This window comes from Capnocytophaga sputigena, assembly GCF_002302495.1.
GTDB lineage: Bacteria > Bacteroidota > Bacteroidia > Flavobacteriales > Flavobacteriaceae > Capnocytophaga > Capnocytophaga sputigena.
Window position 1 is genome coordinate 2,045,499 of sequence record NZ_CP022379.1, and the last position, 25,310, is coordinate 2,070,808.

Consider the following 25,310-nt stretch of genomic DNA (forward strand, 5'->3'; position numbering starts at 1 on the left):
TTAATTATCATTTAAACGATTCCTTTTTCAATGTACCACAAAGTTTGCCTTGTACAGCCTTGCGTATTTGGGTAAATTGCTGAGGGACTAACTTTAAGATGGCGTAGAGTAGCTTGCGGTGAAAAGAATAATGATGGTTATACTCCATATAAGGTAAGTAGAGATTGAAAGCCTTCTGTAAAGTAGCAACATTCGAGGCATTACCATAAGATTCAATGATATCCACAAGATCTTCGTGACTGTGATGCCAATCTTCCAAAAGCAAGCTTTCGTACTGGGGCAACAGCTTTTTATCCTCACCCAATGCTCCTGCAAGAATGATAGTACACTCTATACGGCTGGCATTTTTATGGGTAATGGCATCATTTAAATAAGCTTTGAGCAGATCTATAAGAGTAGCACCTTCAAGCAGTGGTTCTATATAATAAGGCAGGTCATACGTTCCTATTTCCTCGTCTATAAGGCGATTAGTAAGGGTGTCGAGTTCGTCAAAGTTATATGACATATTAAGAAAGATTTTAATAGGTTTCAATTGTACGGGATTTTGTATTCCTTTTTGTAAGTAATATACAAGTAATATACACTATATCTAACGCAAAAATTATCAATCCTATGTATAATAAAAAGGTATTAGCTCCTCCAAGACGTTCACTGCCTATCATTCCAAATAATATAGTGGGAGCTAATGTACCTATACATTTAGATATGCCTATAAGTATAGACTGGGAAGAAATTCTATTATTGTCTAATGCCCAACCAATAAATAGTATAGACATTAATAGATTTTGTAAAAAGGCAGAATAACTACTTCCCATTATTAAACCAAATTCTCTGATAAAGGCATATTGTACTACAAATGAAATAAACAATATCACAATTCCATTCAAATAAAAGTATTTTTGAACAACTATAGGGCAGTATAATTTTCCATATTTGAAATAAGTAATGAGTATAAAGGCATCACAAAATAACCATACAATATTAGCAATCATTTGGTCATTAATTCCAATTTCTTGATAACCAATTATAGTGCAAAGCAATTCCCAAGCAAAGTTTAAAGCTAATGCCCAAAAAGGAATAGCATAAGTTTTATTTCTAAAACCTATTCGGATAGCATCTACATAGACCACTGTCCAACAAATACCACTAAGGGCTACTAAAAATAATGTTGTATTCATGATGAAGTTATTCAAAACGTTAAAGAATGAGTAATAATATTGTGTTGAAAAATCAGAAAGAAAACTACGCTCAATCCACTGTTGCCAAGTAGGTAATGCTTACTACTTGTTTCATTCCTCAATAATACTTACGACCCCTACTTCGGCACCGAAGAGAGCCAATACTTGATTTACTTTATCTAAACGCAAGGTTTTTTTACCCTGCTCCAATTCGCGTACAAAGCGCAACCCAACGCCCGCTCGCATTGCCAATTCAGGCTGTGTAAGGCGTAACTGTTTGCGTCTTTCCTTTACAAAAGAAGGAATACGAATTCTCAATGGTTAATTAAAATTCTCTCACCTCGTCAAACCACTGCGTTATTTTCTCTTCCTCAATAGCAAAAGGCGCTACTTCTGCTAGCTGACATACAGCTTCGTAGGTGTCCTCTCGCTCAGTGGTTTCTATATTGGGTAACCCATTGATAACAGCGATAAGCCCCTCTAATAAGCTTCTAACTTCTTTTTCGTCTTTAGCTTTTTTTAATGCTTTTAGGGTTTCCTTATAGGCTTTCATTGCCTCTCTACCATTCTTGCCTTCCCACGAAGCAAAAGGAATGTTGAACTCTGTAGCAAACCAACTCTTAGGGTGCAAGTTAGAGACTGAAGCATATTCACTCAACTCTCGCGTTTTCTCCAATTCTTTCAGTTCTTTTCTCAGTACCTTACCTCTTACCTCTTCCACATTCCAGAAAATACAATAGCTGAAGTCTGCCCAAGTACTCAAAGGGGGTAATCCACTCATATCAGGGCAATAACGCACCTCAATACCGCTAAGGTTTAATTTACCCAAAGCTTCCATATTACACATATTTCCATCCAATCTCACTGTCTTGAGTTTTTTGAACTGTAACAAGCTCCCGCAGTCAAACGGTTGTCCCCCTACTGGTGTGCTTATATTAATAGTAGTAATGTCTTTTAGCGCTTCAAATTTAGGCAAGAACACAGGGGTATTGTTCTTCTTTTCAGTACTGATATCAAACGAGATACTCTTCAAAGGAACTGCCACTTCAAGCATTATCTTATGCGGATTTCCTTCCAAACTAAGCCCCTTCAGCCACTTGTTACCGAGCTTAATATGAAGAGGATAATCATTATTGTCTACCGATAAATATTCAATCTTTGCTTTAGAGAAATCTACTGTTGCAGGAGCCATTAGAGTCCAGTCAAAGCTCTCCATTTCGCGCTGTTCTGTCCATTTTATAAAGCGGGTATCATTCCCCACATAGTCCATCACACGAGGCCAGTTGCCTCCTGCGGGCACTTTAAAATCGTTGAAAACCTCCCATTGTATAGGGGTGTCAGCATCTACATAAGCATCTGCTTTCTTTCCCAAGGTCTTAGGGGCTATAGTAAAGCGTCCTTGTCCTAGGGTAATATTCACCTTGTGACTGTCCTTTCCTATGAGAGACAGTGTAAATTTTCCGTAAGTTTTTGGCATTTGTTTATCTGTATTTAGGGTAATAATAAAGAAATAAAAGCAAAGGTAATACTTTCTAATAATAAATACAAATAGATTCGTAATTCACCATTAGGTGAAAATTCGTGGAGGTGTGATAATCAATCACTTTTATAGTATGTTATGTAGGAAAGTCAGCGATAGCTGAGTATGTGCTGTAAACGCCCTTTTGCAAACGCTCTTACAAACAAAACATTTTAAACACCTTACACTTTCTTATCTCTTATCTCTTACCTAAAAAAATAACTTTTTTGTGATATTTGTAACAAAATTAAAAATATATAACTCCTTATAATATAATCACTTCTACAAAGAATTTTAATATAAGGTATTGATAATCAAACACAATGACTGGCTATTACTTCCTAACCCCTAACATCTAACCCCTAATCCCTCTTACCTCTTATCTTTCAGATAGTTTTGCAGTTTTAAAAAATAATCGTACTTTTGCACCCGCTTTGGATAATTAAGTCCAATCCCTTAAAGCCAGTGGCTTACGACTTAAGGCTCAACTCAAGTAAACAAATAAATAAATATATAGTATTGTAAATTATGCCAACAATTTCACAATTAGTACGAAAAGGAAGAACCAGAATTACCAAGAAGAGTAAATCGGTTGCTTTGGATTCGTGCCCACAACGCCGCGGTGTATGTACACGTGTGTACACCACTACGCCTAAAAAACCGAACTCTGCTATGCGTAAAGTAGCTCGTGTTCGTTTAACTAATGGCAATGAGGTGAACGCTTACATCCCAGGTGAAGGTCACAACCTCCAAGAGCACTCGATAGTATTGGTACGAGGCGGAAGGGTAAAAGATTTACCAGGTGTTAGATATCACATCGTGCGTGGTGCACTTGATACTGCCGGTGTTGCCGGTAGAACGCAACGTCGCTCTAAATACGGTGCTAAACGCCCTAAACCAGGACAAGCCGCTGCCGCACCAGCTAAAGGTAAGAAAAAGTAATTTAACACACAAAATCTTTTAACTGAAAAGAAATGAGAAAAAGACAGGCTAAAAAACGCCCACTTTTACCGGATCCTAAGTTCAACGACCAATTGGTTACGCGCTTCGTGAATAACCTTATGTGGGACGGTAAAAAATCAGTGGCTTTTAAAGTATTCTACGACGCTATCGATATCGTAGAACAAAAGAAAAATAACGACGAAAAGTCGGCATTAGAAGTTTGGAAAGACGCTCTTAGCAACGTAATGCCTCACGTAGAAGTTCGCTCTCGCCGTGTAGGGGGTGCTACCTTCCAAATCCCTATGCAAATTCGCCCAGACCGTAAAGTCTCTATGGCTATGAAATGGCTCATCGGGTACGCTCGTAAACGTAACGAGAAATCTATGGCTCAGAAATTGGCTGCTGAAATTATCGCTGCCTCTAAAGAAGAAGGTGCTGCCGTGAAGAAAAAAATGGATACGCACCGTATGGCTGAAGCTAACAAAGCATTCTCACACTTTAGATTCTAATTAACACGATGAGTAGAGATTTAAAATATACAAGAAACATAGGTATTGCCGCTCACATCGATGCTGGTAAAACCACCACTACCGAACGTATACTTTTCTATACCGGTAAAACTCACAAAATCGGTGAAGTTCACGATGGTGCATCTACTATGGACTGGATGGAACAAGAAGCTGAACGCGGTATCACTATCCAATCTGCTGCAACCACTTGTAAATGGAACTTCCCTACCGAAAATGGTAAACCTACTGCCGACGCTAAAGAGTATCACTTCAATATTATCGATACTCCCGGCCACGTGGATTTTACCGTTGAGGTAAACCGCTCTCTCCGTGTACTCGACGGATTAGTATTCCTCTTCTCTGCCGTAGACGGTGTGGAACCTCAATCTGAAACTAACTGGCGCTTGGCTGATAACTACAAAGTACCTCGTATAGGCTTCGTTAATAAAATGGACCGTCAAGGTGCTAACTTCCTCAATGTTTGCAACCAAGTAAAAGATATGCTCAAATCTAACGCTGTGCCTATCGTATTGCCTATCGGTGACGAAGCTGATTTCAAAGGCGTTGTAGATTTGATTAAAAACCGCGCCATCGTATGGCACGAAGAAAACTCAGGTTCTACTTTCGACGTTGTTGAAATCCCTGCAGATATGAAAGAAGATGTAGCCAAATACCGTGCCCAATTGATCGAAGAAGTAGCTGGTTATGACGAAGGTCTTCTTGAAAAATTTATGGAAGATGAACATTCTATCACCGAGGAAGAAATCCACAAAGCATTGCGCGCTGCCGTAATGGATATGGCTATCATCCCTATGGTATGTGGTTCATCATTCAAAAACAAAGGAGTACAATTTATGCTCGACGCTGTTTGCCGTTACTTGCCTTCACCACTTGATAAAGAAGCTATCGAAGGTACTAACCCCGATACCGGTGAAGTAGCACTCCGCAAACCAGCTGTTGATGCTCCTTTCTCAGCCTTGGCATTCAAAATCGCAACCGACCCTTATGTAGGTCGTTTAGCATTCTTCCGTGCTTATTCTGGTCACCTCGATGCAGGTTCTTACGTGTTGAACACCCGTTCAAACAGCAAAGAACGTATCTCTCGTATCTACCAAATGCACGCTAATAAACAAAATCCTATCGAATACATCGAAGCTGGTGATATAGGTGCTGCTGTAGGTTTTAAAGATATCAAAACAGGTGATACTCTTTGCGATGAAAAATACCCTATCGTTCTCGAAAGTATGGTATTCCCCGATCCAGTAATCGGTATCGCTGTAGAACCTAAAACAAAAGCCGACGTTGATAAATTAGGTATGGCTTTAGCTAAACTCGCTGAAGAAGACCCTACCTTCCAAGTAAAAACCGACCAAGCCTCTGGTCAAACTATCATCTCTGGTATGGGTGAGTTACACTTGGATATCATTGTCGATCGTCTCAAACGTGAGTTCAAAGTGGAAGTAAACCAAGGTGAACCTCAAGTTGAATACAAAGAGGCTATCACTGGTAAAGCAGATCACCGCGAAGTCTACAAAAAACAAACAGGTGGTCGTGGTAAGTTTGCTGACATCGTATTCCGTATGGAACCAGCTGAAGAAGGTAAAGTAGGTCTCGAATTTGTAAACGAAATCAAAGGTGGTAACATCCCTAAAGAATATGTGCCATCAGTAGAAAAAGGTTTCAAAGAAGCAATGAAAAACGGACCTTTAGCTGGATTCGAAATGGACGCAATGAAAATTACCCTTATCGATGGTTCATTCCACCCTGTCGATTCAGATTCATTGTCATTCGAGTTGGCTGCCAAATTAGGTTACAAAGAAGCTGCTCGTGCCGCAAAAGCCGTATTGATGGAGCCTATTATGAAATTGGAAGTTATTACTCCAGAAGAAAATATGGGTGATATCGTAGGCGACTTGAACCGCCGCCGTGGTCAAGTAAACGATATGAGCGACCGTAATGGTGCTAAAGTAGTAAAAGCATTCGTGCCTCTATCCGAAATGTTCGGTTATGTAACTACCCTTAGAACCCTTTCATCTGGTCGTGCAACTTCTACAATGGAGTTCTCTCACTACGCCGAAGCTCCATCTAACATTGCAGACGAAGTAATTAAAAAAGCCAAAGGCAACTAAATTATTAAGCAAATGAGTAATCAACAAAAAATAAGAATAAAGTTAAAATCTTACGACCACAACTTGGTAGATAAATCTGCTGAGAAAATCGTAAAAACAGTAAAAGCAGCCGGTGCTGTAGTAGTAGGACCTATTCCTCTACCTACCCACAAAAAAATATTTACTGTATTGCGCTCTCCTCACGTAAACAAAAAAGCTCGTGAGCAATTCCAATTGAGCTCTCACAAACGTCTTCTCGACATCTACAGCTCTTCATCTAAAACTATCGATGCTTTGATGAAATTGGAATTACCAAGCGGTGTAGACGTAGATATCAAAGTTTAAGTAACTTTACTAAAATGTCCCGAAACTGCGGGTTAGGGAAAAACGGATAAAAATGATTCAGGGTTAAAAAGCCTCGGGCATTTTTTGACCCTGAAACATTTATAGGTATCATTCCCTGATACCTTACACCTGCCCCCTAACTCCTAAATAAAAAACTAATAACTAATTTAATATTTAATTTTATGTCTGGGTTAATCGGAAAAAAAGTAGGAATGACCAGCATTTTTGATGAGAACGGAAAAAATATTCCTTGTACCATCATCGAAGCAGGTCCTTGCGTAGTTACCCAAGTCAGAACCAAAGAGGTTGATGGCTATGATGCTCTTCAACTTGGTTTCGATGACAAAGCAGAAAAACGTGCTACCAAAGCAGAGCTTGGTCACTTCAAAAAAGCAGGTACTTCTGTAAAGAAAAAAGTTGTTGAATTCCAAGGTTTTGAAGACAATTACAAATTAGGTGATACTATCACCGTAGATTTCTTCACCGAAGGAGAGTTTGTGGATATCACAGGCGTTTCTAAAGGTAAAGGTTTCCAAGGGGTGGTACGTCGCCACGGTTTTGGCGGAGTAGGCCAAACTACTCACGGTCAGCACAACCGCCTAAGAGCACCAGGTTCAGTAGGTGCTTCGTCTTACCCTTCTCGCGTATTCAAAGGTATGCGTATGGCTGGACGTATGGGAGCTGAAAAGGTAACAGTACAAAACTTGAAAGTATTGAAAGTGGTTGCTGAGAAAAATCTTTTAGTAGTAAAAGGTTGTATTCCAGGTCACAAAAATGCTTACGTAACTATTCACAAATAATGGAAGTAGCAGTATTAAACATACAAGGAAAAGAAACAGGTAGAAAGGTAACCCTTTCTGATGCTGTGTTCGGTATCGAGCCTAACAATCACGTAGTATACTTAGATGTTAAACGCTATTTAGCTAACAAACGTCAAGGTACTCACAAGGCTAAAGAAAGAAACGAAGTGGCTGGAAGTACTCGCAAAATCAAAAAACAAAAAGGTACTGGTACAGCTCGTGCAGGTAGCGTAAAATCTCCTGTATTTGTGGGTGGCGGACGCATATTCGGTCCTCGTCCTAAAGACTATACACAAAAACTTACTAAAAACGTAAAACGCTTGGCTCGCCGTTCTGCCCTCAGCGCTAAAGTGCAAAACCAAGCCCTCGTTGTAGTTGAAGATTTAAATTTCGACGCTCCAAAAACTAAAGATTTCACAGCTGTTGTAAAATCTTTGGGCTTAGAAAATAAAAAATCAATTTTTGTGTTGCCAAATACAAATAATAACGTATATTTGTCCTCTCGTAATGTACCTACTTCAAGCGTAGTAACTGCTTCAGAATTAAACACTTATCAATTGGTGAACGCTTCAAATGTAGTACTTACTGAGAGCTCAGTAGCAGTTTTAGAGTCAATTTTAACAAAATAAGAAGAAAATGAGCGTATTAATTAAACCTGTAAATACAGAAAAAGCAAACGAAAATAGCGAGTTGAGAAACTGCTATACATTCGTAGTAGCTAAGGACGCTAACAAGATTCAAATCAAAAATGAAGTTGAAGCTACTTATGGCGTTAAAGTGAAATCCGTACGTACCCTTAACTACGGTCCTAAACGATCTACTCGTTATACAAAAACAGGCTTGCAAATCGCTAAAACTAACGCAGTGAAAAAAGCAGTAGTGCAAGTAGAAGATGGAACTATAGATTTTTATAGTAATATATAAGTATTTAACAAATAGACAAAAATGTCAGTTAGAAAATTAAAACCGATTACCCCTGGTCAGCGTTTTAGAGTAGTAAACGAATTCGACACCATTACTACTGATAAGCCGGAAAAGAGCTTGCTCGTTCCGTTGAAAAAGACCGGTGGTAGAAACAATCAAGGAAAAATGACCATGCGTTACATTGGTGGTGGTCATAAGAAAAAGTACCGTATCATCGACTTCAAACGAAACAAATTCGGCGTAGACGCCAAAGTAGTTTCTATCGAGTACGACCCAAACAGAACAGCGTTTATTGCTCTCGTTCAATACACCGACGGTGAAAAGCGTTACATCATCGCTCCCGCTGGTTTGAAAGTAGATCAAGTAATCGTTTCAGGTCAAGAAAACATCGCCCCTGAAATCGGTAACGCAATGCCGCTCTCTCAAATCCCTCTCGGTACTGTAATTTCTTGTATTGAATTGCGCCCTGGACAAGGAGCTAACATCGCTCGTTCTGCAGGAACTTTTGCTCAACTAATGGCAAAAGATGGTAAGTATGCTACTGTAAAGCTACCTTCAGGTGAAACTCGTATGATCCTCCTCACTTGCTTAGCAACCATAGGAGCCGTATCAAACTCTGATCACCAATTGGTACTTTCAGGTAAAGCAGGTCGCTCACGCTGGTTAGGACGCCGTCCTCGTACTCGTGCTGTAGTTATGAACCCTGTCGATCACCCAATGGGTGGTGGTGAAGGTCGTGCTACCGGTGGTCACCCACGCTCACGTAAAGGCATTCCAGCGAAAGGTTATAGAACTCGTTCTAAAACCAAAGCAAGTAATAAGTATATTGTAGAACGCAGAAAAAAATAAGAGACTAACAAATGGCACGTTCATTAAAAAAAGGACCTTACGTTCACTATAGCTTGGAAAAGAAAATCCAACAAAATATACAGTCTGGTAAGAAAAACGTTATCAAAACTTGGTCACGCGCTTCTATGATTACTCCAGACTTTGTTGGCCAAACTATTGCAGTTCACAACGGTCGTCAGTTTGTCCCTGTATACATCACTGAAAATATGGTGGGACATAAATTAGGAGAATTTTCACCTACTCGTTCCTTCCGTGGACACGCAGGTGCAAAAAATAAAGGTAAAAAATAATTAAGGCTATGGGAGTTAGAAAAAAATTAAGAGCAGACGAAATTAAAGAAGCTAAAAAAAGCTTGGCTTTCGCGAAGTTAAATAACTGCCCTACTTCTCCTCGAAAAATGCGCTTAGTAGCGGATTTAGTTCGTGGACAGCAAGTAGACAAAGCCTTGGCTATTTTGAAATTCAACCAAAAAGAAGCAGCAGCTCGTTTAGAAAAATTGTTGCGTTCAGCTATCGCTAACTGGCAAGCTAAAAACGAGGACGCTAACTTGGAAGAAGCAGGAGTATTCATCAAAGAAATCCGCGTGGATGGTGGCGCTATCCTTAAACGCTTACGCCCAGCCCCACAAGGAAGAGCACACAGAATTAGAAAACGCTCTAACCACATAACTTTGGTACTTGGAGCTAAAAATTTTAACACAGAAAGCTAAGATAAACTATGGGACAAAAGACAAATCCAATCGGAAATCGCCTAGGAATTATCAGAGGATGGGAGTCTAACTGGTATGGAGGCAATGATTACGGAGATAAACTCGCTGAAGACGACAAAATCAGAAAATATGTTCTCGCTCGTTTATCTAAAGCTAGTGTTGCTCACGTGATTATCGAACGTACTTTCAAACTTGTAACCGTTACTATCACCACCGCTCGCCCTGGTATCATCATCGGTAAAGGCGGTCAGGAGGTAGACAAGTTGAAAGAAGAACTTAAGAAAATCACCGGTAAAGACATCCAAATCAACATTTTTGAAATCAAACGCCCTGAACTCGACGCAGCTCTCGTTGCAGCAAGCATCGCCCGCCAAATCGAAGGTCGTGTTTCTTACAAACGCGCTATCAAAATGGCTATCGCTTCAGCTATGCGTATGAACGCTGAAGGTATCAAGGTAATGATTTCAGGTCGTTTGAATGGAGCCGAAATGGCACGTTCCGAAAGCTTTAAAGAAGGTCGTATCCCTCTTTCAACCTTTAGAGCTGATATCGATTACGCTATTGACGAAGCTCACACTACTTATGGCCGTATGGGCATCAAAGTGTGGATTATGAAAGGCGAAATCTATGGTAAAAGAGAACTCTCCCCACTCGTAGGTATGACTAAAAAAGCCACTGGCGGAAATTTCTCTGGTAAATCAACTGACAAGCCTGCTGGTGCACCCAAAAGAGCGCGTCGCAAAAAGTAATTTTTTAAAGAACAAGAAAGATGTTACAGCCAAAAAGAACGAAATATCGTAAACAACAAAAAGGCAGAATGAAAGGCGTAGCTCACCGCGGTGCGCTCCTTTCTAATGGTACTTTCGGAATTAAATCGTTAGATTCAGCATTCATCACTTCTCGCCAAATCGAGTCAGCTCGTGTAGCTGCTACCCGTTATATGAAACGTGAAGGTCAACTTTGGATCAAAATCTTCCCAGATAAACCTATTACCAAAAAGCCTTTGGAAGTACGTATGGGTAAAGGTAAAGGTGCCGTAGAATACTGGGCAGCCGTAGTAAAACCAGGAAGAATAATGTTTGAGGTAGGCGGCGTGCCGCTCGACGTAGCTAAAGAAGCGCTACGCCTCGCAGCTCAAAAGCTACCCGTAAAAACAAAATTCGTTGTAGCAAGAGATTATCAAAATTAATTAAAGAACAATGAAACAGTCTGAAATTAACAAATTGACAATAACTGAGCTACAAGAAAAGCTTGGTGAGTTTAAGAAATCGTATGCAGATTTGAAAATGGCACACGCAATTTCGTCATTGGAAAAACCAATTCAATTACGTAACGTAAGAAGAACTATCGCGAGATTGGCTTGTGAGCTAACTAAACGAGAATTACAATAATTCGAACCTGCCTTATGGAAAAAAGAAATTTAAGAAAAGAAAGAATAGGGGTTGTTACAAGCAACAAAATGGATAAATCTATCGTAGTTTCAGAAGTGAAACGTGTAAAACACCCTATGTATGGTAAGTTCGTGTTGCGCACTAAAAAATATGTTGCGCACGACGAAAAAAACGATTGCAACATTGGTGATACTGTGCGTATAATGGAAACACGTCCATTGAGCAAAACCAAATGCTGGAGATTAGTAGAAATCATTGAAAGAGCTAAGTAATTATGGTACAACAAGAATCAAGACTAAAAGTAGCCGATAATACTGGCGCTAAAGAAGTGCTTACTATCCGTGTACTCGGTGGTACCAAGCGCAGATATGCCTCAGTAGGCGATAAGATTGTAGTTACCGTCAAAGAAGCTACTCCTAACGGAAACGTAAAAAAAGGACAAGTTTCTACAGCGGTGGTAGTAAGAACTAAAAAAGAAGTACGCCGTGCCGATGGTTCTTATATCCGATTTGATGAAAACGCTTGCGTTCTCTTGAACGCAGCTGGTGAAATGAGAGGTACCCGTGTATTCGGACCCGTAGCGAGAGAACTTCGTGATAAACAATTTATGAAGATCGTTTCATTAGCACCAGAAGTGCTTTAATTTTTAATAAAGTAAATGATGAAACTAAAAATTAAAACTGGAGATACCGTAAAAATAATTGCTGGAGAAGAAAAAGGTAAAGAAGGCAAAGTATTACGTGTAGATCGCGAGAAGAACAGAGCGATTGTTGAGGGGCTAAACTTGGTCAAAAAACACACCAAACCTAACGCTCAAAACCCTCAAGGTGGAATCGTAGAAAAAGAAGCATCTATTCACATTTCTAACCTCGCACTCATCGACCCTAAAACGAAAAAAACTACTCGTGTAGGTATCGAAGAACGTGACGGTAAAAAAGTGCGAATTTCTAAAAAATCTAATGTAGTAATATAATATGGCTTACGTACCTAGATTAAAACAAGAATACAAAGAGCGCATCGTTGCGGCTCTAAAAGAAGAATTTGGCTATAAAAATGTAATGCAGGTTCCTAAACTTGAAAAAATAGTTGTGAGCCGCGGTGTTGGTTCTGCAGTAGCCGATAAAAAACAAATCGACTATGCTGTAGACGAACTTACCAAAATTACTGGTCAGAAAGCTGTTGCCACTTATTCTAAAAAGGACGTAGCTTCTTTCAAACTCCGTAAAGGTATGGCTATCGGTGCCAAAGTTACCCTTCGTGGCGAAAGAATGTATGAGTTCTTAGACCGCCTTATCACTACAGCTCTTCCTCGTGTAAGAGACTTCCAAGGCGTGAAAGCAAATGGCTTCGATGGTAGAGGTAACTACAATTTAGGCGTTACCGAACAAATCATATTCCCTGAAATCGACATTGATAAAATCAACAAGATCGCAGGTATGGATATTACCTTCGTTACTTCAGCTCACACTGATAAAGAAGCTAAATCATTATTAAGCGAATTAGGATTACCTTTTAAAAAGAACTAAGTATATGGCTAAAGAATCAATGAAAGCCCGCGAGGTGAAACGTCAAAAGTTAGTAGCTAAATACGCTGCTAAACGCAAAGCTCTAAAAGAAGCTGGTGATTATGAAGCACTTCAGCTAATCCCTAAAAATGCTTCTCCTGTCCGTCTGCATAACCGTTGCAAACTTACAGGTCGCCCTAAAGGGTATATGCGCACCTTTGGAATTTCACGTGTGTTATTCCGCGAAATGGCAAACAAAGGATTAATTCCTGGTGTAAAAAAAGCAAGTTGGTAATAATTTAAAAGGACAAAATTTATGTATACAGATCCTATCGCAGATTATTTAACAAGAATTAGAAATGCTAATAGCGCTGGTCACAGAGTCGTTGAGATCCCAGCCTCTAAACTCAAAAAGGAAATTACTAAAATCCTTTTTGACCAAGGGTTTATCCTTAGCTATAAATTCGATGACTCTACCGTACAAGGTACCATCAAAATAGCTTTGAAATACGACAAAGTAACCAAAGAACCCGTTATTAGGCATATTGAAAGAGCCAGCCGCCCAGGTCTGAGAAAGTACGCTGGCGCTGATAACCTACCTCGCGTATTAAACGGTTTGGGTATCGCTATTATCTCTACATCACAAGGCGTGATGACAGGTAAAAAAGCTAGAGAACTCAATATCGGTGGAGAGGTAATTTGTTACGTTTACTAATCAATAAAAAGACAATAAACAATGTCAAGAATAGGTAAAGCACCCATCAATATTCCCGCAGGAGTTACCGTTACTATCAAAGATAACGTCGTAACAGTAAAGGGGAAATTAGGCGAATTAACCCAAGAGGTTAAAGACATTGCTGTAAAGCAAGAAGATGGACATTTAGTGTTTGAAACTACAGATACTACCAAAGACCAAAACGCTAAACACGGTCTATACCGTGCCTTAGTACACAATATGGTCGTAGGTGTCTCTGAAGGTTTCACTAAAGAATTAGAGTTAGTAGGGGTTGGATACCGTGCAGCTAACCAAGGTCAAAAGCTAGACTTAGCCCTTGGTTTCTCTCACAACATCATTCTCGAATTGCCAACCGAAATTAAACTCGAGACAATCAACGAGAAAGGTAAAAACCCTATCATTAAATTAACTTCTCACGACAAACAACTACTCGGTCAAGTAGCGGCTAAAATCCGTAGCTTCCGTAAACCTGAACCTTACAAAGGTAAAGGCGTTAAATTCGTAGGCGAAGTGTTGAGAAGAAAAGCAGGTAAATCAGCTTAATAGTTAGAACAATGGCATTATCAAGAATAGAAAGAAGACAACGTATTAAAAGCAGAATCAGAAAAGTAGTAAAAGGTACTGCTGAACAACCTCGTTTGGCTGTTTTCAGAAGTAATAACGAAATCTATGTCCAAATCATAGACGATACTAAAGGTACTACCCTGTTGGCTGCATCTTCACGTGATAAAGAAATTAGTGCCGCCAAAGGTACTAAAACTGAAAAAGCAGCATTGGTCGGTAAAGCTATTGCTGAAAAAGCTTTGAAACAAGGTATCGAAAAAGTATCCTTCGATCGCGGAGGATACCTTTACCACGGACGTGTAAAATCATTAGCCGACGGTGCTAGAGAAGGCGGACTTAAATTCTAATAACTATGTATCAGAAATATAAAAATGTAGAATATGTAAAACCAAGTGGTTTGGAATTGAAAGACCGTTTGGTAGGAGTACAACGTGTTACTAAAGTAACTAAAGGTGGTCGCGCTTTCGGTTTCTCCGCTATCGTTGTAGTTGGCGACGAAAACGGAGTCGTAGGTCACGGTTTAGGTAAATCTAAAGAGGTTTCCGAAGCTATCGCTAAAGCTGTGGAAGACGCTAAGAAAAACTTAGTGCGTATCCCCCTCAACGGTACTACCTTGCCTCACGAACAAAAAGGAAAATACGGCGGTGCCCGTGTATTCCTACAACCCGCTACCGATGGTACTGGAGTTATTGCTGGTGGTGCAGTACGTGCCGTTTTGGAATCCGTAGGTATCCATAACGTACTCTCTAAATCTCAAGGCTCTTCTAACCCTCACAACGTGGTGAAAGCTACTTTCGACGCTTTATTACAATTGCGTAGCGCTAAAACTGTCGCTGCTCAACGTGGCATCTCTTTAGAAAAATTGTTTAAAGGTTAATTTATATAGCTATGGCAAAAATTAAAGTAACTCAAATTAAAAGTAGCATCAAACGCCCTAAAGACCAAAAACTTACTCTCGAAGCATTAGGTCTTACTCGTATCGGTAGAACTGTCGAACACGACGCTACACCAAGCATCCTTGGTATGATCAATAAGGTAAAACACTTAATTTCTGTAGAAGAAGTTAAATAATATTTTTATACAAAGTTATGAACTTGAGTAATTTACAACCCGCACAGGGTTCAATTCACAGAGAAGGGAAGCGCGTAGGTCGCGGTCAAGGTTCTGGTAAAGGAGGAACTTCTACCCGCGGTCACAAAGGAGCTAAATCTCGTTCTGGCTTTTCTAATAAGATTGGCTTCGAAGGTGGTCAAATGCCCCTACAACGACGCGTACCAAAATTCGGTTTCAAAAACTTTAACCGTAAAGAATACGTCGGTATCAACTTGGGTCGCATCCAAGAACTCGTTGATAACGGCAAAATTACTGATAAAGTCGACCTCGAAACCTTAGTTCAACTAAACCTAGCTAAAAAATCTGACTTAGTCAAAATACTAGGTGGTGGCGAACTAAAATCTAAACTAAAAATATCTGTTCATAAGTTTACTGCAAGTGCTAAAGCCGCTATCGAAGCTGCTGGTGGCGAAGCAGTAACCTTGTAATATTCAATTTATGAAGAAGTTTATCGAGAACCTGACCAATATTTGGAAAATTGAAGAGTTAAAAAATAGAATCATTTTAACTCTCGGAATTTTGTTAGTTTATCGCTTCGGAGCTCACATCGTCCTCCCTGGTATCGACTCCGCTCAATTGCACGAGTTGTCTACTAAAACCTCTGGCGGTGGTCTCCTCGACATCCTCAACGCTTTTACTGGTGGCGCTTTCTCTAATGCCTCAGTATTCGCCCTCGGGATTATGCCCTACATCTCAGCTTCTATCGTCGTTCAGTTGATGGGAATCGCTATTCCTTATCTCCAAAAACTACAAAAAGAAGGTGAAAGCGGACGCCGAAAGATAAACCAAATCACTCGATGGCTTACTATTGCAATATGTATTGTACAAGCACCCGTATACCTATACGGTATCAATAGATTAGGAGTCCCTGATGCTGCCTTCCTTTTAGGCAAGGGACTCTCTTTTATAGTACCAGCGGTGCTTATCTTAGTAACAGGAACTATTTTCGCAATGTGGTTAGGTGAAAAAATCACCGATAAAGGAATTGGTAACGGTATCTCCCTACTCATTATGGTAGGTATCATCGCACGCCTCCCTCGCGCATTCCTCTCCGAAACCGCTTCTAGACTTACCGGTACTGGAGGACCTCTTTTAATCCTAATCGAGATAATCCTTTGGTTCGTCATCATCCTGCTATGTATCTACCTGATCAAAGCAGTACGACAAATCCCAGTACAGTACGCCCGTAGAACAGCCGACGGAGGAGTCGCTAACGAGAAAAATATATTTGGCGCTCGTCAATACATTCCTTTAAAACTCAACGCTGCAGGGGTAATGCCTATCATCTTCGCTCAAGCCCTGATGTTCATTCCAGCCACTGTAGCCGGATTATCACAATCCGAATTTGCTAAAAGCGTTCAAGCAGCCTTCTCTAATGTCTTCGGTTTTTGGTACAATCTGCTATTCGCAGCTATGATTATACTATTCACGTATTTCTATACTGCAATCACAGTACCTACCAATAAAATGGCCGATGACCTAAAACGCAGCGGAGGTTTCATCCCAGGTATACGCCCAGGTAAAGAAACAGGCGACTATTTAGATAAAATTATGTCGCTCATCACATTCCCTGGTTCTATATGTATAGCCTTGGTAGCTATCTTCCCATCACTGCTCAAAATTATTGGTATGCAAGACCAATGGGCATTGTTCTACGGAGGTACCTCACTACTCATCTTAGTAGGGGTTGCTATTGATACTATGCAACAAGTAAATTCATATCTGCTCAATCGCCATTATGATGGTTTGATGAAAACAGGTAAAAATAGAAAAGTATCTTAATTAAAATTTATGGCTAAACAAGCAGCAATTGAACAGGACGGAACTATTGTAGAAGCACTGTCTAATGCAATGTTCAGAGTGGAGTTAGACAATGGACACGTAGTGATTGCACACATCTCAGGAAAAATGCGTATGCACTACATCAAACTACTCCCAGGCGATAAAGTAAAACTCGAAATGAGCCCTTACGACCTAAGCAAAGCTCGCATCACCTACCGTTATTAGTTTTAATTAAGAGAATTCTTCCAATATTTTGGTTGATAATTTCTCACAGATAAAACCATTTTAGTTATATCTGTGAGAAATTACAATCATAAAATAAGAATTTTTTATTTGTGGTATTTTTAGCGTAAAACATTTGTATTCAATTTGTTGAATATAAAATTTACGCTCAAAAACGAGTGAATTAAATGCAAAATGAAATTTTTGTACACTAAAAATGTGGCTATTACAAAAAAAAATTGTAGTTTTGCACACTCTATTGATATAAACAAAACAAAATGAAAGTTAGAGCATCAATTAAAAAAAGAAGTTCCGAGTGCATCATTGTGCGCAGAAAAGGACGATTGTACGTAATTAACAAGAAAAATCCTAAATTTAAACAACGACAAGGATAATTATGGCACGAATTGCAGGTATTGACTTACCAAAAAACAAAAGAGGGGTTATTGGTTTAACCTACATTTTTGGTATCGGAAAAAGTAGAGCTAAAGAAATCTTAAGTAGAGCTCAAGTAAACGAAGACACTAAAGTAAGCGAATGGAATGATGACGAAATCAGCCGTATTCGCGAAATCGTTGCGTCTTATAAAATCGAAGGAGAATTGCGCTCCGAAATCCAATTGAACATCAAACGTTTGATGGACATCGGTTGCTACCGCGGTATCCGCCACCGTAACGGATTACCTTTGCGCGGTCAAAAAACTAAAAACAATTCTCGTACAAGAAAAGGTAAAAGAAAAACTGTTGCGAACAAGAAAAAAGCAACTAAATAATAAGTAGTAGAGTATGGCAAAACAAAATGCAAAAAATGCAAAAGTCTCTAAAAAGAGAAAAGTAGTCGTTGAATCTGTTGGCGAAGCTCACGTTTCAGCTACTTTCAATAATGTTATCATTTCTCTTACCAATAAAAAAGGAGATGTAATTGCTTGGTCGTCAGCAGGTAAAATGGGCTTCAGAGGCTCTAAGAAAAATACCCCTTACGCCGCACAAGTAGCCGCCGAAGATGCTGCTAAAGTAGCTTTCGACGCCGGACTTAAAAAAGTAAAAGTATACGTAAAAGGTCCAGGTAACGGTAGAGAATCCGCTATCCGTACTATCCACAACGCTGGTATCGAAGTAACTGAAATTATCGACGTTACTCCTCTTCCTCACAACGGATGCCGCCCTCCTAAAAAACGTAGAGTATAATTTTTAATAACATTTAAGAAAGGTGAGTTGTTATCGAAGGAATGCCTTAATTCATAACTGCCTTTCATTTTAAACAATTCAAAATGGCAAGATATACAGGACCAAAAACTAAAATAGCTCGTAAATTTGGTGAAGCTATCTTCGGAGATGATAAATCTTTTGAAAGAAAAAACTATCCTCCCGGACAACACGGCTTGGCTCGCCGTAGAGCAAAACGCTCTGAATACGCCATCCAGCTACAAGAAAAACAAAAAGCTAAATATACTTATGGAATCCTCGAAAAACAATTCCATAACCTATATGAAAAAGCTAAAAGAAGTAAACACATCACCGGTGAGGTGCTTCTTCAACTTTGCGAATCTCGCTTAGACAACGTCGTATACCGTATGGGTATCGCTCCTACTCGTAGCGCCGCCCGTCAATTGGTGTCTCACCGCCACATCACTGTGAACGGTAACATCGTAAACATCCCTTCTTATTCCCTTAAACCTGGTGATGTAGTAGGCGTTCGCGAAAAATCAAAATCTTTAAGCGTGATCGAAAATTCATTGGCTGCTCACAGCACCGTATACGAATGGATCACTTGGAACCCTGAAAAATTAGAAGGTACTTTCGTAGCTGTACCTCAACGTATTCAGATTCCTGAAAATATTAAAGAACAGTTAATCGTAGAGTTGTACTCTAAATAATAAATAAAAAAGACAGCAGTCAAAATATGGCATTATTTAACTTTCAAAAACCAGATAAAGTTATAATGATTGAATCATCTGATTTCGAAGGGCGATTTGAATTTCGCCCTTTGGAACCAGGATATGGTTTAACTATAGGTAACGCATTGCGCAGAGTTATGCTCTCTTCTCTCGAAGGTTTCGCTATTACCTCTGTGAAATTTGATAAAGTAGACCACGAATTTTCTACTATACCAGGCGTGAGAGAAGATGTAACCGAAATCATTCTCAACTTGAAACAAGTTCGCTTCAAACGCCAAGTGGAAGACGTAGAAGATGAAACAGCTACCATTACTGTTTCTGGTAAAAAACAATTGACTGCCGGTGATTTTCAAAAAACTCTTTCAGGTTTTCAAGTGCTAAACCCCGATTTGGTAATTTGCAATATGGAAACTTCTGCATCCTTTACAATGGAAATTACCATTGAAAAAGGTCGTGGTTACGTATCTGCCGAAGAAAACGCAAAACCAAACGCCGCTATAGGAGTGATTGCTACCGATTCAATCTTTACTCCTATCAAAAACGTGAAATACACCATTGAAAATTATCGTGTTGAACAAAAAACTGACTACGAAAAATTAGTCTTCGAAATTAAAACCGACGGTTCCATCCACCCTAAACAAGCGCTTACTGAAGCCGCTAAAACACTTATCCACCACTTTATGCTATTCTCCGATGAGAGAATTACCCTCGAAGCCGATGAAGTAGCTCAAACCGATGCTTACGATGAAGAATCATTGCACATGCGTCAGTTACTCAAAACTAAATTGGTAGATATGGACCTTTCAGTGCGCGCTCTCAACTGCTTGAAAGCCGCTGAAGTAGAAACATTAGGCGACTTAGTGTCATTCAACAAAGCCGATTTGATGAAATTTAGAAACTTCGGTAAAAAATCTCTCATCGAGCTCGACGAATTAGTGGCTAACAAAGGTTTGGTGTTCGGTATGGATACCTCAAAGTATAAATTGGATAAAGATTAACTCGCTCTTGCGATATTTTAACTAAGGAAAAATGAGACACGGAAATAAAATTAATCATTTAGGAAGAAAATCTGCTCATAGAAATTCAATGCTCGCCAATATGGCTTGCTCTCTTATCGAGCATAAACGCATCAATACTACCTTGGCAAAAGCAAAAGCTCTAAAACTTTTTGTAGAGCCATTGGTAACTAAATCTAAAGAAGATACTACTCACAATCGTCGTATCGCTTTTAGTAAATTGCGCAACAAATACGCTGTAACCGAACTCTTCAAAGGAGTAGCAGTGAAAGTAGGCGACCGCCCAGGTGGATACACTCGTATCATCAAATTAGGAAATCGTTTAGGCGATAACGCCGAAATGGCTATGATTGAGTTCGTAGACTATAACACTACTTACAACGTAGCTAATAAAGCAGCTAAAAAGAAAACTACTCGTCGTGGTAGAAAAAAAGCAACTGAAGAAACTGCAACTGAAGCAAAAACAGAAGTAAAATCTGAAGTTAAAGCTGAAGCAGCTGAATAATTACAGTTGTTAAAGTTAATAAAAATAAAGAGGTTTGCCACGGCAAGCCTCTTTTCGTTTCCTAAATAAATTTGGCAGAATAAAATATATTTCATACTTTTGCCCAATTAATAACTTAAAATAAAAAACACTAATGAAAAAAATCGTTTTGAGCTTAGCTGTTATAGCAAGCGTTGCACTTGTGAGTTGCAATAACACAAACACTCAGCAAAATGCTGAAACAACTACCCCTACTACCGAGCAAGCAACTGCTCCTGAAGCTGTTCAAGCTCCTGCTTTTGCTTACTTAGTTGATCCTACTTCAGTAGTAGAATGGGTAGGTAGCAAACCTGCTGGCAAACACAATGGTACTGTAAACGTTACCAAAGGGGGTGTAAATGTAGAAAATGGAGCTATTACCAAAGCCGAATTTGTATTGGATATGAATACCATTACAGTACTCGACCTTCAAGCTGGCAAAGGTAAAGAAGACCTCGAAGCTCACCTTAAAGGTACTGATCCTGAAAAAGTAGACCACTTTTTCAATGTGAAAGATTTCCCTACAGCTTCTTTCGTGTTCAAAAAATTCGATGGTAAAAACCTTACTGGTGACCTTACTATCAAAGGTAAAACTAAAGAAGTGTCTTTCCCTGCTACTGTTACTATTACCGATAATGAAGTGAGCATCGCTTCTCAACCTTTCAAAATCAATCGTGTAGATTTTGGAGTAAACTATGGTTCTAAATCAGTGTTTGATGATTTGAAAGACAAATTCATCAACGATGATGTAGAGTTAGTAGTAAAAGCTAAGGCTACCAAGTAAAAATTCTTTTCATAAATAAAAGGCAGTTGGTAGCAACTGCCTTTTTCTATTATTCTTATGGTTGAACCTATTTCTATAATTATTATCCTTACTACGCTGGTACTTTCAGCCTTTTTTTCGGGCTTTGAAATAGCCTACGTATCGTCTAACAAAGTACACTTAGAAATCCTTAAAAAACAAGAGGGTGTGATAGCAAATGTCCTTACTAAACTCACCCGAAAGCCTTCTAAACTGTTGGCTACTATGCTCGTGGGCAATAATGTTGCCTTAGTAGTCTATGGGTTTGAAATGGGCAAAGTAATGACCGCCCTTCTACCCGATTTCTTCCAAAATGTGCTTTGGCATACTATCATTTCCACTCTTATTATCCTCATCACGGCAGAGTTTATGCCTAAAGTATTCTTCCAGATTTACGCCAATCAGTTGTTGAAACTGTTTGCTATTCCTGCTTACTTTTTCTACTTGTTGTTCTACCCGCTTTCAAGTTTGGTGATGTGGATTTCCGATTTTGTATTGCGAGTATTCTTCAAAACAAAAGGGGATTACGTGCCTCTTTCGTTTACTAAAGTAGAATTAGTAGACTACATCTCCGAACAGCTCGAAAATGTGCCTAAAAAAGAGGAAATGGATAGTGAAGTGCAGATGTTCCAGAACGCTTTAGAGTTTTCGGGAGTAAAAGCGCGTGAGATAATGATACCACGTACCGAAATAGTAGCTGTAGAACTCAATGAGTCTATAGAAAATCTGATTGCTACTTTTGTCTCTTCAGGATTCTCTAAAATATTGATATACAACGAAAATATTGATGATATTTTGGGGTATGTACACTCGTTTGATATGTTCAAGAAACCCAAAAATATCAAAGAGGTGCTTATTCCTATCGTGAATATCCCTGAAACTATTCAGATAAACGAAGTGTTGAATATTCTTACCCGCAAACGCAAAAGTATGGCGGTAGTACTCGATGAGTATGGCGGTACCTCGGGGATTGTAACCTTAGAGGATATTGTAGAAGAACTCTTTGGCGAAATTGAAGACGAACACGATAAAGATAAATTTATAGAAGAACAACTATCGGAAACGGAATACCTATTTTCAGCTCGTTTGGAGGTGGAATACCTCAATGAAACCTATCACTTAGAAATTCCCGAAAGTGAAGAATACGAGACTTTAGGCGGCTTTATAGTACTTCACAACGAGGGTATCCCCACCCAAGGCGATCTCATACAAATTCCCCCATTTTCTTTTGTTATAGAGGCTTGTTCTCAAACCAAAATAGAGACCGTAAGACTTGTAGTAAACAACGAATAATTGTTAATTGATAATTAGTTGAATGTGCTAATGAAAAAAAGACTCTCCCTTTCGGAAGAGCCTTTTTTCACAATGCATATAAATACTACTACTAACTCCAAAATTAATACTTTTAAGCTTATAAAAAATTTTATGAACTTAAAAGTATTTGTTTTTCTCATAAAATTTTGTCTATAAATAGCTTAATAAATGATCTTTTTCAGTAATTTAATTTTTTTCAAATTTTGCTTTAATGATGTTTCTTATAGTAAGCAATTTTGATTAACATATTAGCAATCTCTGTTTCTCAAAATCTTGTTTTCAATGAAATAATCTTTATCTAACAATGTTTCTTATAGCAATTTTTCAGTAATTTGTTTAATTCAGTTTTTTCAAGCAATTTTCAGTATAATCATTTATTATGATTTATGATGCACTTGCAAGTTTTACTAACATCCCGTCTGTCAAACTTACACTTACTATATAGAAAATAGCGTGCCAAAAATGGAAAGTCTATCTGTTTTACATATAAGTTGCTTATTATCAGCGTTAAATAAAATTTTAATACTTCGTGCCGAAAAATGAAATTACAGTTTTTTGTATATACGCTACACGGAAATTTTGTATAACTTTCTCATTTTACACGTTGTTAGCTGATACTTCTTCTCTTAAAAATCTACGGTTACCCCTAATTTTTTAGCAATAATCATAGTAAAATAGCACTGAGAGAGGTATTATATCTTTAAAAAATAGTTCAAACTTGTTTATAACTATTCAGTTAGAGCTTGCCCAAAATGTTGAATTGTTGAATTACTTTCTCTTCCAGAAACAGCTTTGCCCATAGCCTTTTCAATTAGATTGAGAAGGCGTTTCGCTCTATCTACAATAAAGGCATCAAAACTATCTATTTTAAGTAAAGTTGGGTTTATATTATGGGATTCTAAAGCATTATCTATTTTATCTTCTGATATACCTTTATTTCGAATGGTCTGAATATAAAGACTTGGAGCTTTACCACCTATTGAACGATTGGTTGTAGCGTAGATGGGTGTCTTATTTATTACAGAGTTCCATTTTCTTTGTGGCAGATTTTCCTTTGTGCAATATGCTTGTGGGAAAATATGATGAATATCCGTAAGTTCTAAGAGATAATTAGCAATTTCCATATCTTGTCCGCTCATAAAATCTTTAGGGTGTTGCTTGTTGATTAAAGCCATAACACCTTTGTATGCAGCACTGTTGCGAGTTTGCAACCATAATAACCGAGTAGCATCAAAAGTTGCTCTTGTAACGGTTTCAGGCACAGCATTCTCATTCTCCATCCATTCAAAGATTCCTACTATATCTTGGGCAAATCTAGTTTCATTGGCACTGCCATAAAGTTCACCAAAAACACCACACCAAAACCATTTAGCTAATAAATCCAAATTTTGCATTAAACTTAGTTTTTTGCCATTCAAATTATCGTATGCAAAAATGGCTGCAAGTGGAATGAGCTGAGTACTATAGGGAATGTCTATTGATTTGTAGATTCCTTGTTGAACCATAAAATTAGTGGCACAAGTGAAACCCTGCTTCAAATCTTCAAGATGGGTGAAAAAATCATCATATTCTAACTTTAACACATCCTTTTTCTTACAAGATACTGTTTGTCGCACTCCTTTTTTCATTTTTAAGTATGATAAAAGCAATGTCATTGAGGTAAGAAAATTTGGTCCTGAAAGGTCTTTAAGTAATTTGTCGCTTCTTTCGTTGAAATCTGTTTTTAGCTTATTCCACTCTTCTCTTAGATTTTTACTGCCCATTGCAGCGAATTTTGCTGTAACAAGCTCGAATACTGTGAGTGTAACACCGCCTGTATTTACATTCTCAAAAATTTGGCATACAGCCTCTGGAGTAGTATCTTTGGCAAGGGTGATAACAGGGAATGTATATTTCTTCAAAGGTTCCAAAATTTCTTGCTGAAACTTTTGAACAATAGGCATTGCGTCTTTATTATAAGTGATTAATCCCCATATCCAATCCATAGTGTCTGAAAAGGTTAGGTTAAGAGGAAACATCAGATTCTTATACTCATCTTCTCTTGTACGCAAATCAAGAATGATTTCTCGTCCTATATTTTCTGTCTTAATTTTATCCTCAGATATTGATATAATAGCATCTAATCGGTCTATTTCTGGGTCAATTGCTTTCTCTATATCAATATAATAGTATCGTTTGATGGTACTATCTTTATCTGTGTCCATTCTTGTAACAACAGGATTTTTACTCATAAACACTTGGTAGAGAGTGGTGAGGCGCTGTTGTCCATCCAAAACCAATGAATCGGGCACTACACTCTCGTATTGCTTGTCTACCCCCTCAAATAAACGATACTTGAATTTTATACCTGTATCTGCACTATAATCAAGAAACATTGCTGCTCCCATAGGGAAATCTGATGTTAAACTTTCTATGAGTTTGCAAATTCTCATATCATCCCATACCCAACTACGTTGAAAGTCGGGTAATTGGCTTTTCCCATTGCCTACTGTCTTAAGCAATTCAGAAAGATTGGTGTCATTTGATTTTACTGCCATATACTTATGTTGGTTATGTTTATTA

At 38.6% G+C, this 25,310-nt stretch carries 39 protein-coding genes; 34 read left to right on the plus strand and 5 right to left on the minus strand.

The window, feature by feature from the left end:
- Positions 1–7: 7 nt before the first annotated feature.
- The 4 genes from CGC57_RS09090 to CGC57_RS09105 form a co-directional block, all read right to left on the minus strand.
- Complete coding sequence (locus CGC57_RS09090) at positions 8–505, minus strand: hypothetical protein (protein WP_095899494.1); 498 nt, start codon at positions 503–505, stop codon at positions 8–10.
- A 13-nt stretch (positions 506–518) separates the two neighbouring features.
- Positions 519–1,178, minus strand: coding sequence for a transmembrane-type terpene cyclase (locus CGC57_RS09095; RefSeq protein WP_095898888.1), 660 nt, complete (start codon positions 1,176–1,178; stop codon positions 519–521).
- Between the two features lie 111 nt (positions 1,179–1,289).
- Positions 1,290–1,490, minus strand: a complete 201-nt coding sequence (locus CGC57_RS09100) for a helix-turn-helix transcriptional regulator (protein ID WP_095899495.1) — start codon at positions 1,488–1,490, stop codon at positions 1,290–1,292.
- Positions 1,491–1,503: 13 nt separating this feature from the next.
- Entirely contained in the window at positions 1,504–2,655 is a 1,152-nt protein-coding gene (locus CGC57_RS09105) for a hypothetical protein (RefSeq protein WP_095898889.1), read from the minus strand.
- Positions 2,656–3,225: 570 nt separating this feature from the next.
- On the opposite strand from CGC57_RS09105, the gene rpsL reads away from it, so the two are divergent.
- The 34 genes from rpsL to CGC57_RS09275 all read left to right on the plus strand — a co-directional run bounded on the left by rpsL (position 3,226) and on the right by CGC57_RS09275 (position 22,727).
- Positions 3,226–3,639: a 30S ribosomal protein S12 gene (rpsL, locus tag CGC57_RS09110; protein ID WP_002679283.1), complete on the plus strand. Its 414-nt coding sequence runs from the start codon at positions 3,226–3,228 to the stop codon at positions 3,637–3,639.
- A gap of 32 nt (positions 3,640–3,671) precedes the next feature.
- Entirely contained in the window at positions 3,672–4,148 is a 477-nt protein-coding gene (gene rpsG / locus CGC57_RS09115; RefSeq protein WP_002679527.1) for a 30S ribosomal protein S7, read from the plus strand.
- An 8-nt stretch (positions 4,149–4,156) separates the two neighbouring features.
- Complete coding sequence (gene fusA, locus CGC57_RS09120; RefSeq protein ID WP_002679399.1) at positions 4,157–6,277, plus strand: elongation factor G; 2,121 nt, start codon at positions 4,157–4,159, stop codon at positions 6,275–6,277.
- Between the two features lie 12 nt (positions 6,278–6,289).
- Complete coding sequence (rpsJ, locus tag CGC57_RS09125) at positions 6,290–6,601, plus strand: 30S ribosomal protein S10 (RefSeq protein ID WP_002679460.1); 312 nt, start codon at positions 6,290–6,292, stop codon at positions 6,599–6,601.
- A gap of 182 nt (positions 6,602–6,783) precedes the next feature.
- Complete coding sequence (gene rplC, locus CGC57_RS09130) at positions 6,784–7,401, plus strand: 50S ribosomal protein L3 (protein ID WP_002675012.1); 618 nt, start codon at positions 6,784–6,786, stop codon at positions 7,399–7,401.
- Positions 7,401–8,030, plus strand: coding sequence for a 50S ribosomal protein L4 (gene rplD / locus CGC57_RS09135; protein WP_002679296.1), 630 nt, complete (start codon positions 7,401–7,403; stop codon positions 8,028–8,030). The genes rplC and rplD overlap by 1 nt, the downstream gene beginning before the upstream one ends.
- 7 nt (positions 8,031–8,037) lie before the next feature.
- Complete coding sequence (gene rplW / locus CGC57_RS09140) at positions 8,038–8,325, plus strand: 50S ribosomal protein L23 (protein ID WP_009417396.1); 288 nt, start codon at positions 8,038–8,040, stop codon at positions 8,323–8,325.
- Positions 8,326–8,346: 21 nt separating this feature from the next.
- A complete protein-coding gene (rplB, locus tag CGC57_RS09145) occupies positions 8,347–9,174 on the plus strand; it encodes a 50S ribosomal protein L2 (RefSeq protein WP_002675016.1) in 828 nt (275 codons plus the stop codon).
- Positions 9,175–9,185: 11 nt separating this feature from the next.
- Entirely contained in the window at positions 9,186–9,464 is a 279-nt protein-coding gene (gene rpsS, locus CGC57_RS09150; RefSeq protein ID WP_002675018.1) for a 30S ribosomal protein S19, read from the plus strand.
- 8 nt (positions 9,465–9,472) lie between these two features.
- Positions 9,473–9,883, plus strand: coding sequence for a 50S ribosomal protein L22 (rplV, locus tag CGC57_RS09155; protein WP_095898890.1), 411 nt, complete (start codon positions 9,473–9,475; stop codon positions 9,881–9,883).
- 8 nt (positions 9,884–9,891) lie between these two features.
- On the plus strand, positions 9,892–10,632 hold the full coding sequence (gene rpsC, locus CGC57_RS09160; RefSeq protein ID WP_002679516.1) for a 30S ribosomal protein S3: 741 nt from the start codon (positions 9,892–9,894) through the stop codon (positions 10,630–10,632).
- A gap of 20 nt (positions 10,633–10,652) precedes the next feature.
- On the plus strand, positions 10,653–11,072 hold the full coding sequence (rplP, locus tag CGC57_RS09165; protein ID WP_002679503.1) for a 50S ribosomal protein L16: 420 nt from the start codon (positions 10,653–10,655) through the stop codon (positions 11,070–11,072).
- Positions 11,073–11,082: 10 nt separating this feature from the next.
- Positions 11,083–11,274 carry a 50S ribosomal protein L29 gene (gene rpmC / locus CGC57_RS09170; protein ID WP_002675028.1) on the plus strand — a complete coding sequence of 64 codons (192 nt, stop codon included), beginning with the start codon at positions 11,083–11,085 and terminating at the stop codon, positions 11,272–11,274.
- Positions 11,275–11,288: 14 nt separating this feature from the next.
- The gene (gene rpsQ / locus CGC57_RS09175; RefSeq protein WP_002675041.1) at positions 11,289–11,546 is read left to right on the plus strand and encodes a 30S ribosomal protein S17; all 258 of its coding nucleotides are present in this window, start codon (positions 11,289–11,291) and stop codon (positions 11,544–11,546) included.
- A gap of 2 nt (positions 11,547–11,548) precedes the next feature.
- Entirely contained in the window at positions 11,549–11,917 is a 369-nt protein-coding gene (rplN, locus tag CGC57_RS09180; protein ID WP_002675043.1) for a 50S ribosomal protein L14, read from the plus strand.
- Positions 11,918–11,932: 15 nt separating this feature from the next.
- Entirely contained in the window at positions 11,933–12,247 is a 315-nt protein-coding gene (gene rplX / locus CGC57_RS09185; RefSeq protein WP_015782341.1) for a 50S ribosomal protein L24, read from the plus strand.
- Position 12,248: 1 nt separating this feature from the next.
- Entirely contained in the window at positions 12,249–12,800 is a 552-nt protein-coding gene (rplE, locus tag CGC57_RS09190; RefSeq protein WP_002679281.1) for a 50S ribosomal protein L5, read from the plus strand.
- 4 nt (positions 12,801–12,804) lie between these two features.
- Positions 12,805–13,074 carry a 30S ribosomal protein S14 gene (gene rpsN / locus CGC57_RS09195; RefSeq protein ID WP_002675050.1) on the plus strand — a complete coding sequence of 90 codons (270 nt, stop codon included), beginning with the start codon at positions 12,805–12,807 and terminating at the stop codon, positions 13,072–13,074.
- A 21-nt stretch (positions 13,075–13,095) separates the two neighbouring features.
- The gene (rpsH, locus tag CGC57_RS09200; protein WP_002675052.1) at positions 13,096–13,494 is read left to right on the plus strand and encodes a 30S ribosomal protein S8; all 399 of its coding nucleotides are present in this window, start codon (positions 13,096–13,098) and stop codon (positions 13,492–13,494) included.
- A 21-nt stretch (positions 13,495–13,515) separates the two neighbouring features.
- Positions 13,516–14,058: a 50S ribosomal protein L6 gene (gene rplF / locus CGC57_RS09205; protein ID WP_095898891.1), complete on the plus strand. Its 543-nt coding sequence runs from the start codon at positions 13,516–13,518 to the stop codon at positions 14,056–14,058.
- An 11-nt stretch (positions 14,059–14,069) separates the two neighbouring features.
- The gene (gene rplR, locus CGC57_RS09210; protein WP_002679484.1) at positions 14,070–14,426 is read left to right on the plus strand and encodes a 50S ribosomal protein L18; all 357 of its coding nucleotides are present in this window, start codon (positions 14,070–14,072) and stop codon (positions 14,424–14,426) included.
- 5 nt (positions 14,427–14,431) lie between these two features.
- Positions 14,432–14,956 carry a 30S ribosomal protein S5 gene (rpsE, locus tag CGC57_RS09215; protein ID WP_002679388.1) on the plus strand — a complete coding sequence of 175 codons (525 nt, stop codon included), beginning with the start codon at positions 14,432–14,434 and terminating at the stop codon, positions 14,954–14,956.
- An 11-nt stretch (positions 14,957–14,967) separates the two neighbouring features.
- Positions 14,968–15,150: a 50S ribosomal protein L30 gene (rpmD, locus tag CGC57_RS09220; RefSeq protein ID WP_002679387.1), complete on the plus strand. Its 183-nt coding sequence runs from the start codon at positions 14,968–14,970 to the stop codon at positions 15,148–15,150.
- A 17-nt stretch (positions 15,151–15,167) separates the two neighbouring features.
- Entirely contained in the window at positions 15,168–15,620 is a 453-nt protein-coding gene (gene rplO, locus CGC57_RS09225) for a 50S ribosomal protein L15 (protein ID WP_002679513.1), read from the plus strand.
- A 10-nt stretch (positions 15,621–15,630) separates the two neighbouring features.
- Positions 15,631–16,974: a preprotein translocase subunit SecY gene (gene secY, locus CGC57_RS09230; RefSeq protein ID WP_002679405.1), complete on the plus strand. Its 1,344-nt coding sequence runs from the start codon at positions 15,631–15,633 to the stop codon at positions 16,972–16,974.
- A 9-nt stretch (positions 16,975–16,983) separates the two neighbouring features.
- Complete coding sequence (gene infA / locus CGC57_RS09235) at positions 16,984–17,199, plus strand: translation initiation factor IF-1 (RefSeq protein ID WP_002675066.1); 216 nt, start codon at positions 16,984–16,986, stop codon at positions 17,197–17,199.
- A gap of 275 nt (positions 17,200–17,474) precedes the next feature.
- Positions 17,475–17,591, plus strand: coding sequence for a type B 50S ribosomal protein L36 (gene ykgO / locus CGC57_RS09240; protein WP_002676536.1), 117 nt, complete (start codon positions 17,475–17,477; stop codon positions 17,589–17,591).
- A 2-nt stretch (positions 17,592–17,593) separates the two neighbouring features.
- On the plus strand, positions 17,594–17,968 hold the full coding sequence (rpsM, locus tag CGC57_RS09245; RefSeq protein WP_002679429.1) for a 30S ribosomal protein S13: 375 nt from the start codon (positions 17,594–17,596) through the stop codon (positions 17,966–17,968).
- Between the two features lie 13 nt (positions 17,969–17,981).
- Positions 17,982–18,383 carry a 30S ribosomal protein S11 gene (gene rpsK / locus CGC57_RS09250; protein WP_002679512.1) on the plus strand — a complete coding sequence of 134 codons (402 nt, stop codon included), beginning with the start codon at positions 17,982–17,984 and terminating at the stop codon, positions 18,381–18,383.
- 83 nt (positions 18,384–18,466) lie between these two features.
- A complete protein-coding gene (rpsD, locus tag CGC57_RS09255) occupies positions 18,467–19,072 on the plus strand; it encodes a 30S ribosomal protein S4 (RefSeq protein WP_002679534.1) in 606 nt (201 codons plus the stop codon).
- A gap of 26 nt (positions 19,073–19,098) precedes the next feature.
- The gene (locus CGC57_RS09260; protein WP_002679221.1) at positions 19,099–20,091 is read left to right on the plus strand and encodes a DNA-directed RNA polymerase subunit alpha; all 993 of its coding nucleotides are present in this window, start codon (positions 19,099–19,101) and stop codon (positions 20,089–20,091) included.
- 31 nt (positions 20,092–20,122) lie between these two features.
- The gene (rplQ, locus tag CGC57_RS09265) at positions 20,123–20,614 is read left to right on the plus strand and encodes a 50S ribosomal protein L17 (protein WP_095898892.1); all 492 of its coding nucleotides are present in this window, start codon (positions 20,123–20,125) and stop codon (positions 20,612–20,614) included.
- A 133-nt stretch (positions 20,615–20,747) separates the two neighbouring features.
- Positions 20,748–21,416: a YceI family protein gene (locus CGC57_RS09270; RefSeq protein WP_095898893.1), complete on the plus strand. Its 669-nt coding sequence runs from the start codon at positions 20,748–20,750 to the stop codon at positions 21,414–21,416.
- A 57-nt stretch (positions 21,417–21,473) separates the two neighbouring features.
- Positions 21,474–22,727, plus strand: coding sequence for a hemolysin family protein (locus CGC57_RS09275; protein ID WP_095898894.1), 1,254 nt, complete (start codon positions 21,474–21,476; stop codon positions 22,725–22,727).
- 749 nt (positions 22,728–23,476) lie between these two features.
- Here the strand turns inward: CGC57_RS09275 and CGC57_RS09280 are convergent.
- The gene (locus tag CGC57_RS09280; RefSeq protein ID WP_095898895.1) at positions 23,477–25,285 is read right to left on the minus strand and encodes a DUF262 domain-containing protein; all 1,809 of its coding nucleotides are present in this window, start codon (positions 25,283–25,285) and stop codon (positions 23,477–23,479) included.
- Positions 25,286–25,310 lie beyond the last annotated feature (25 nt).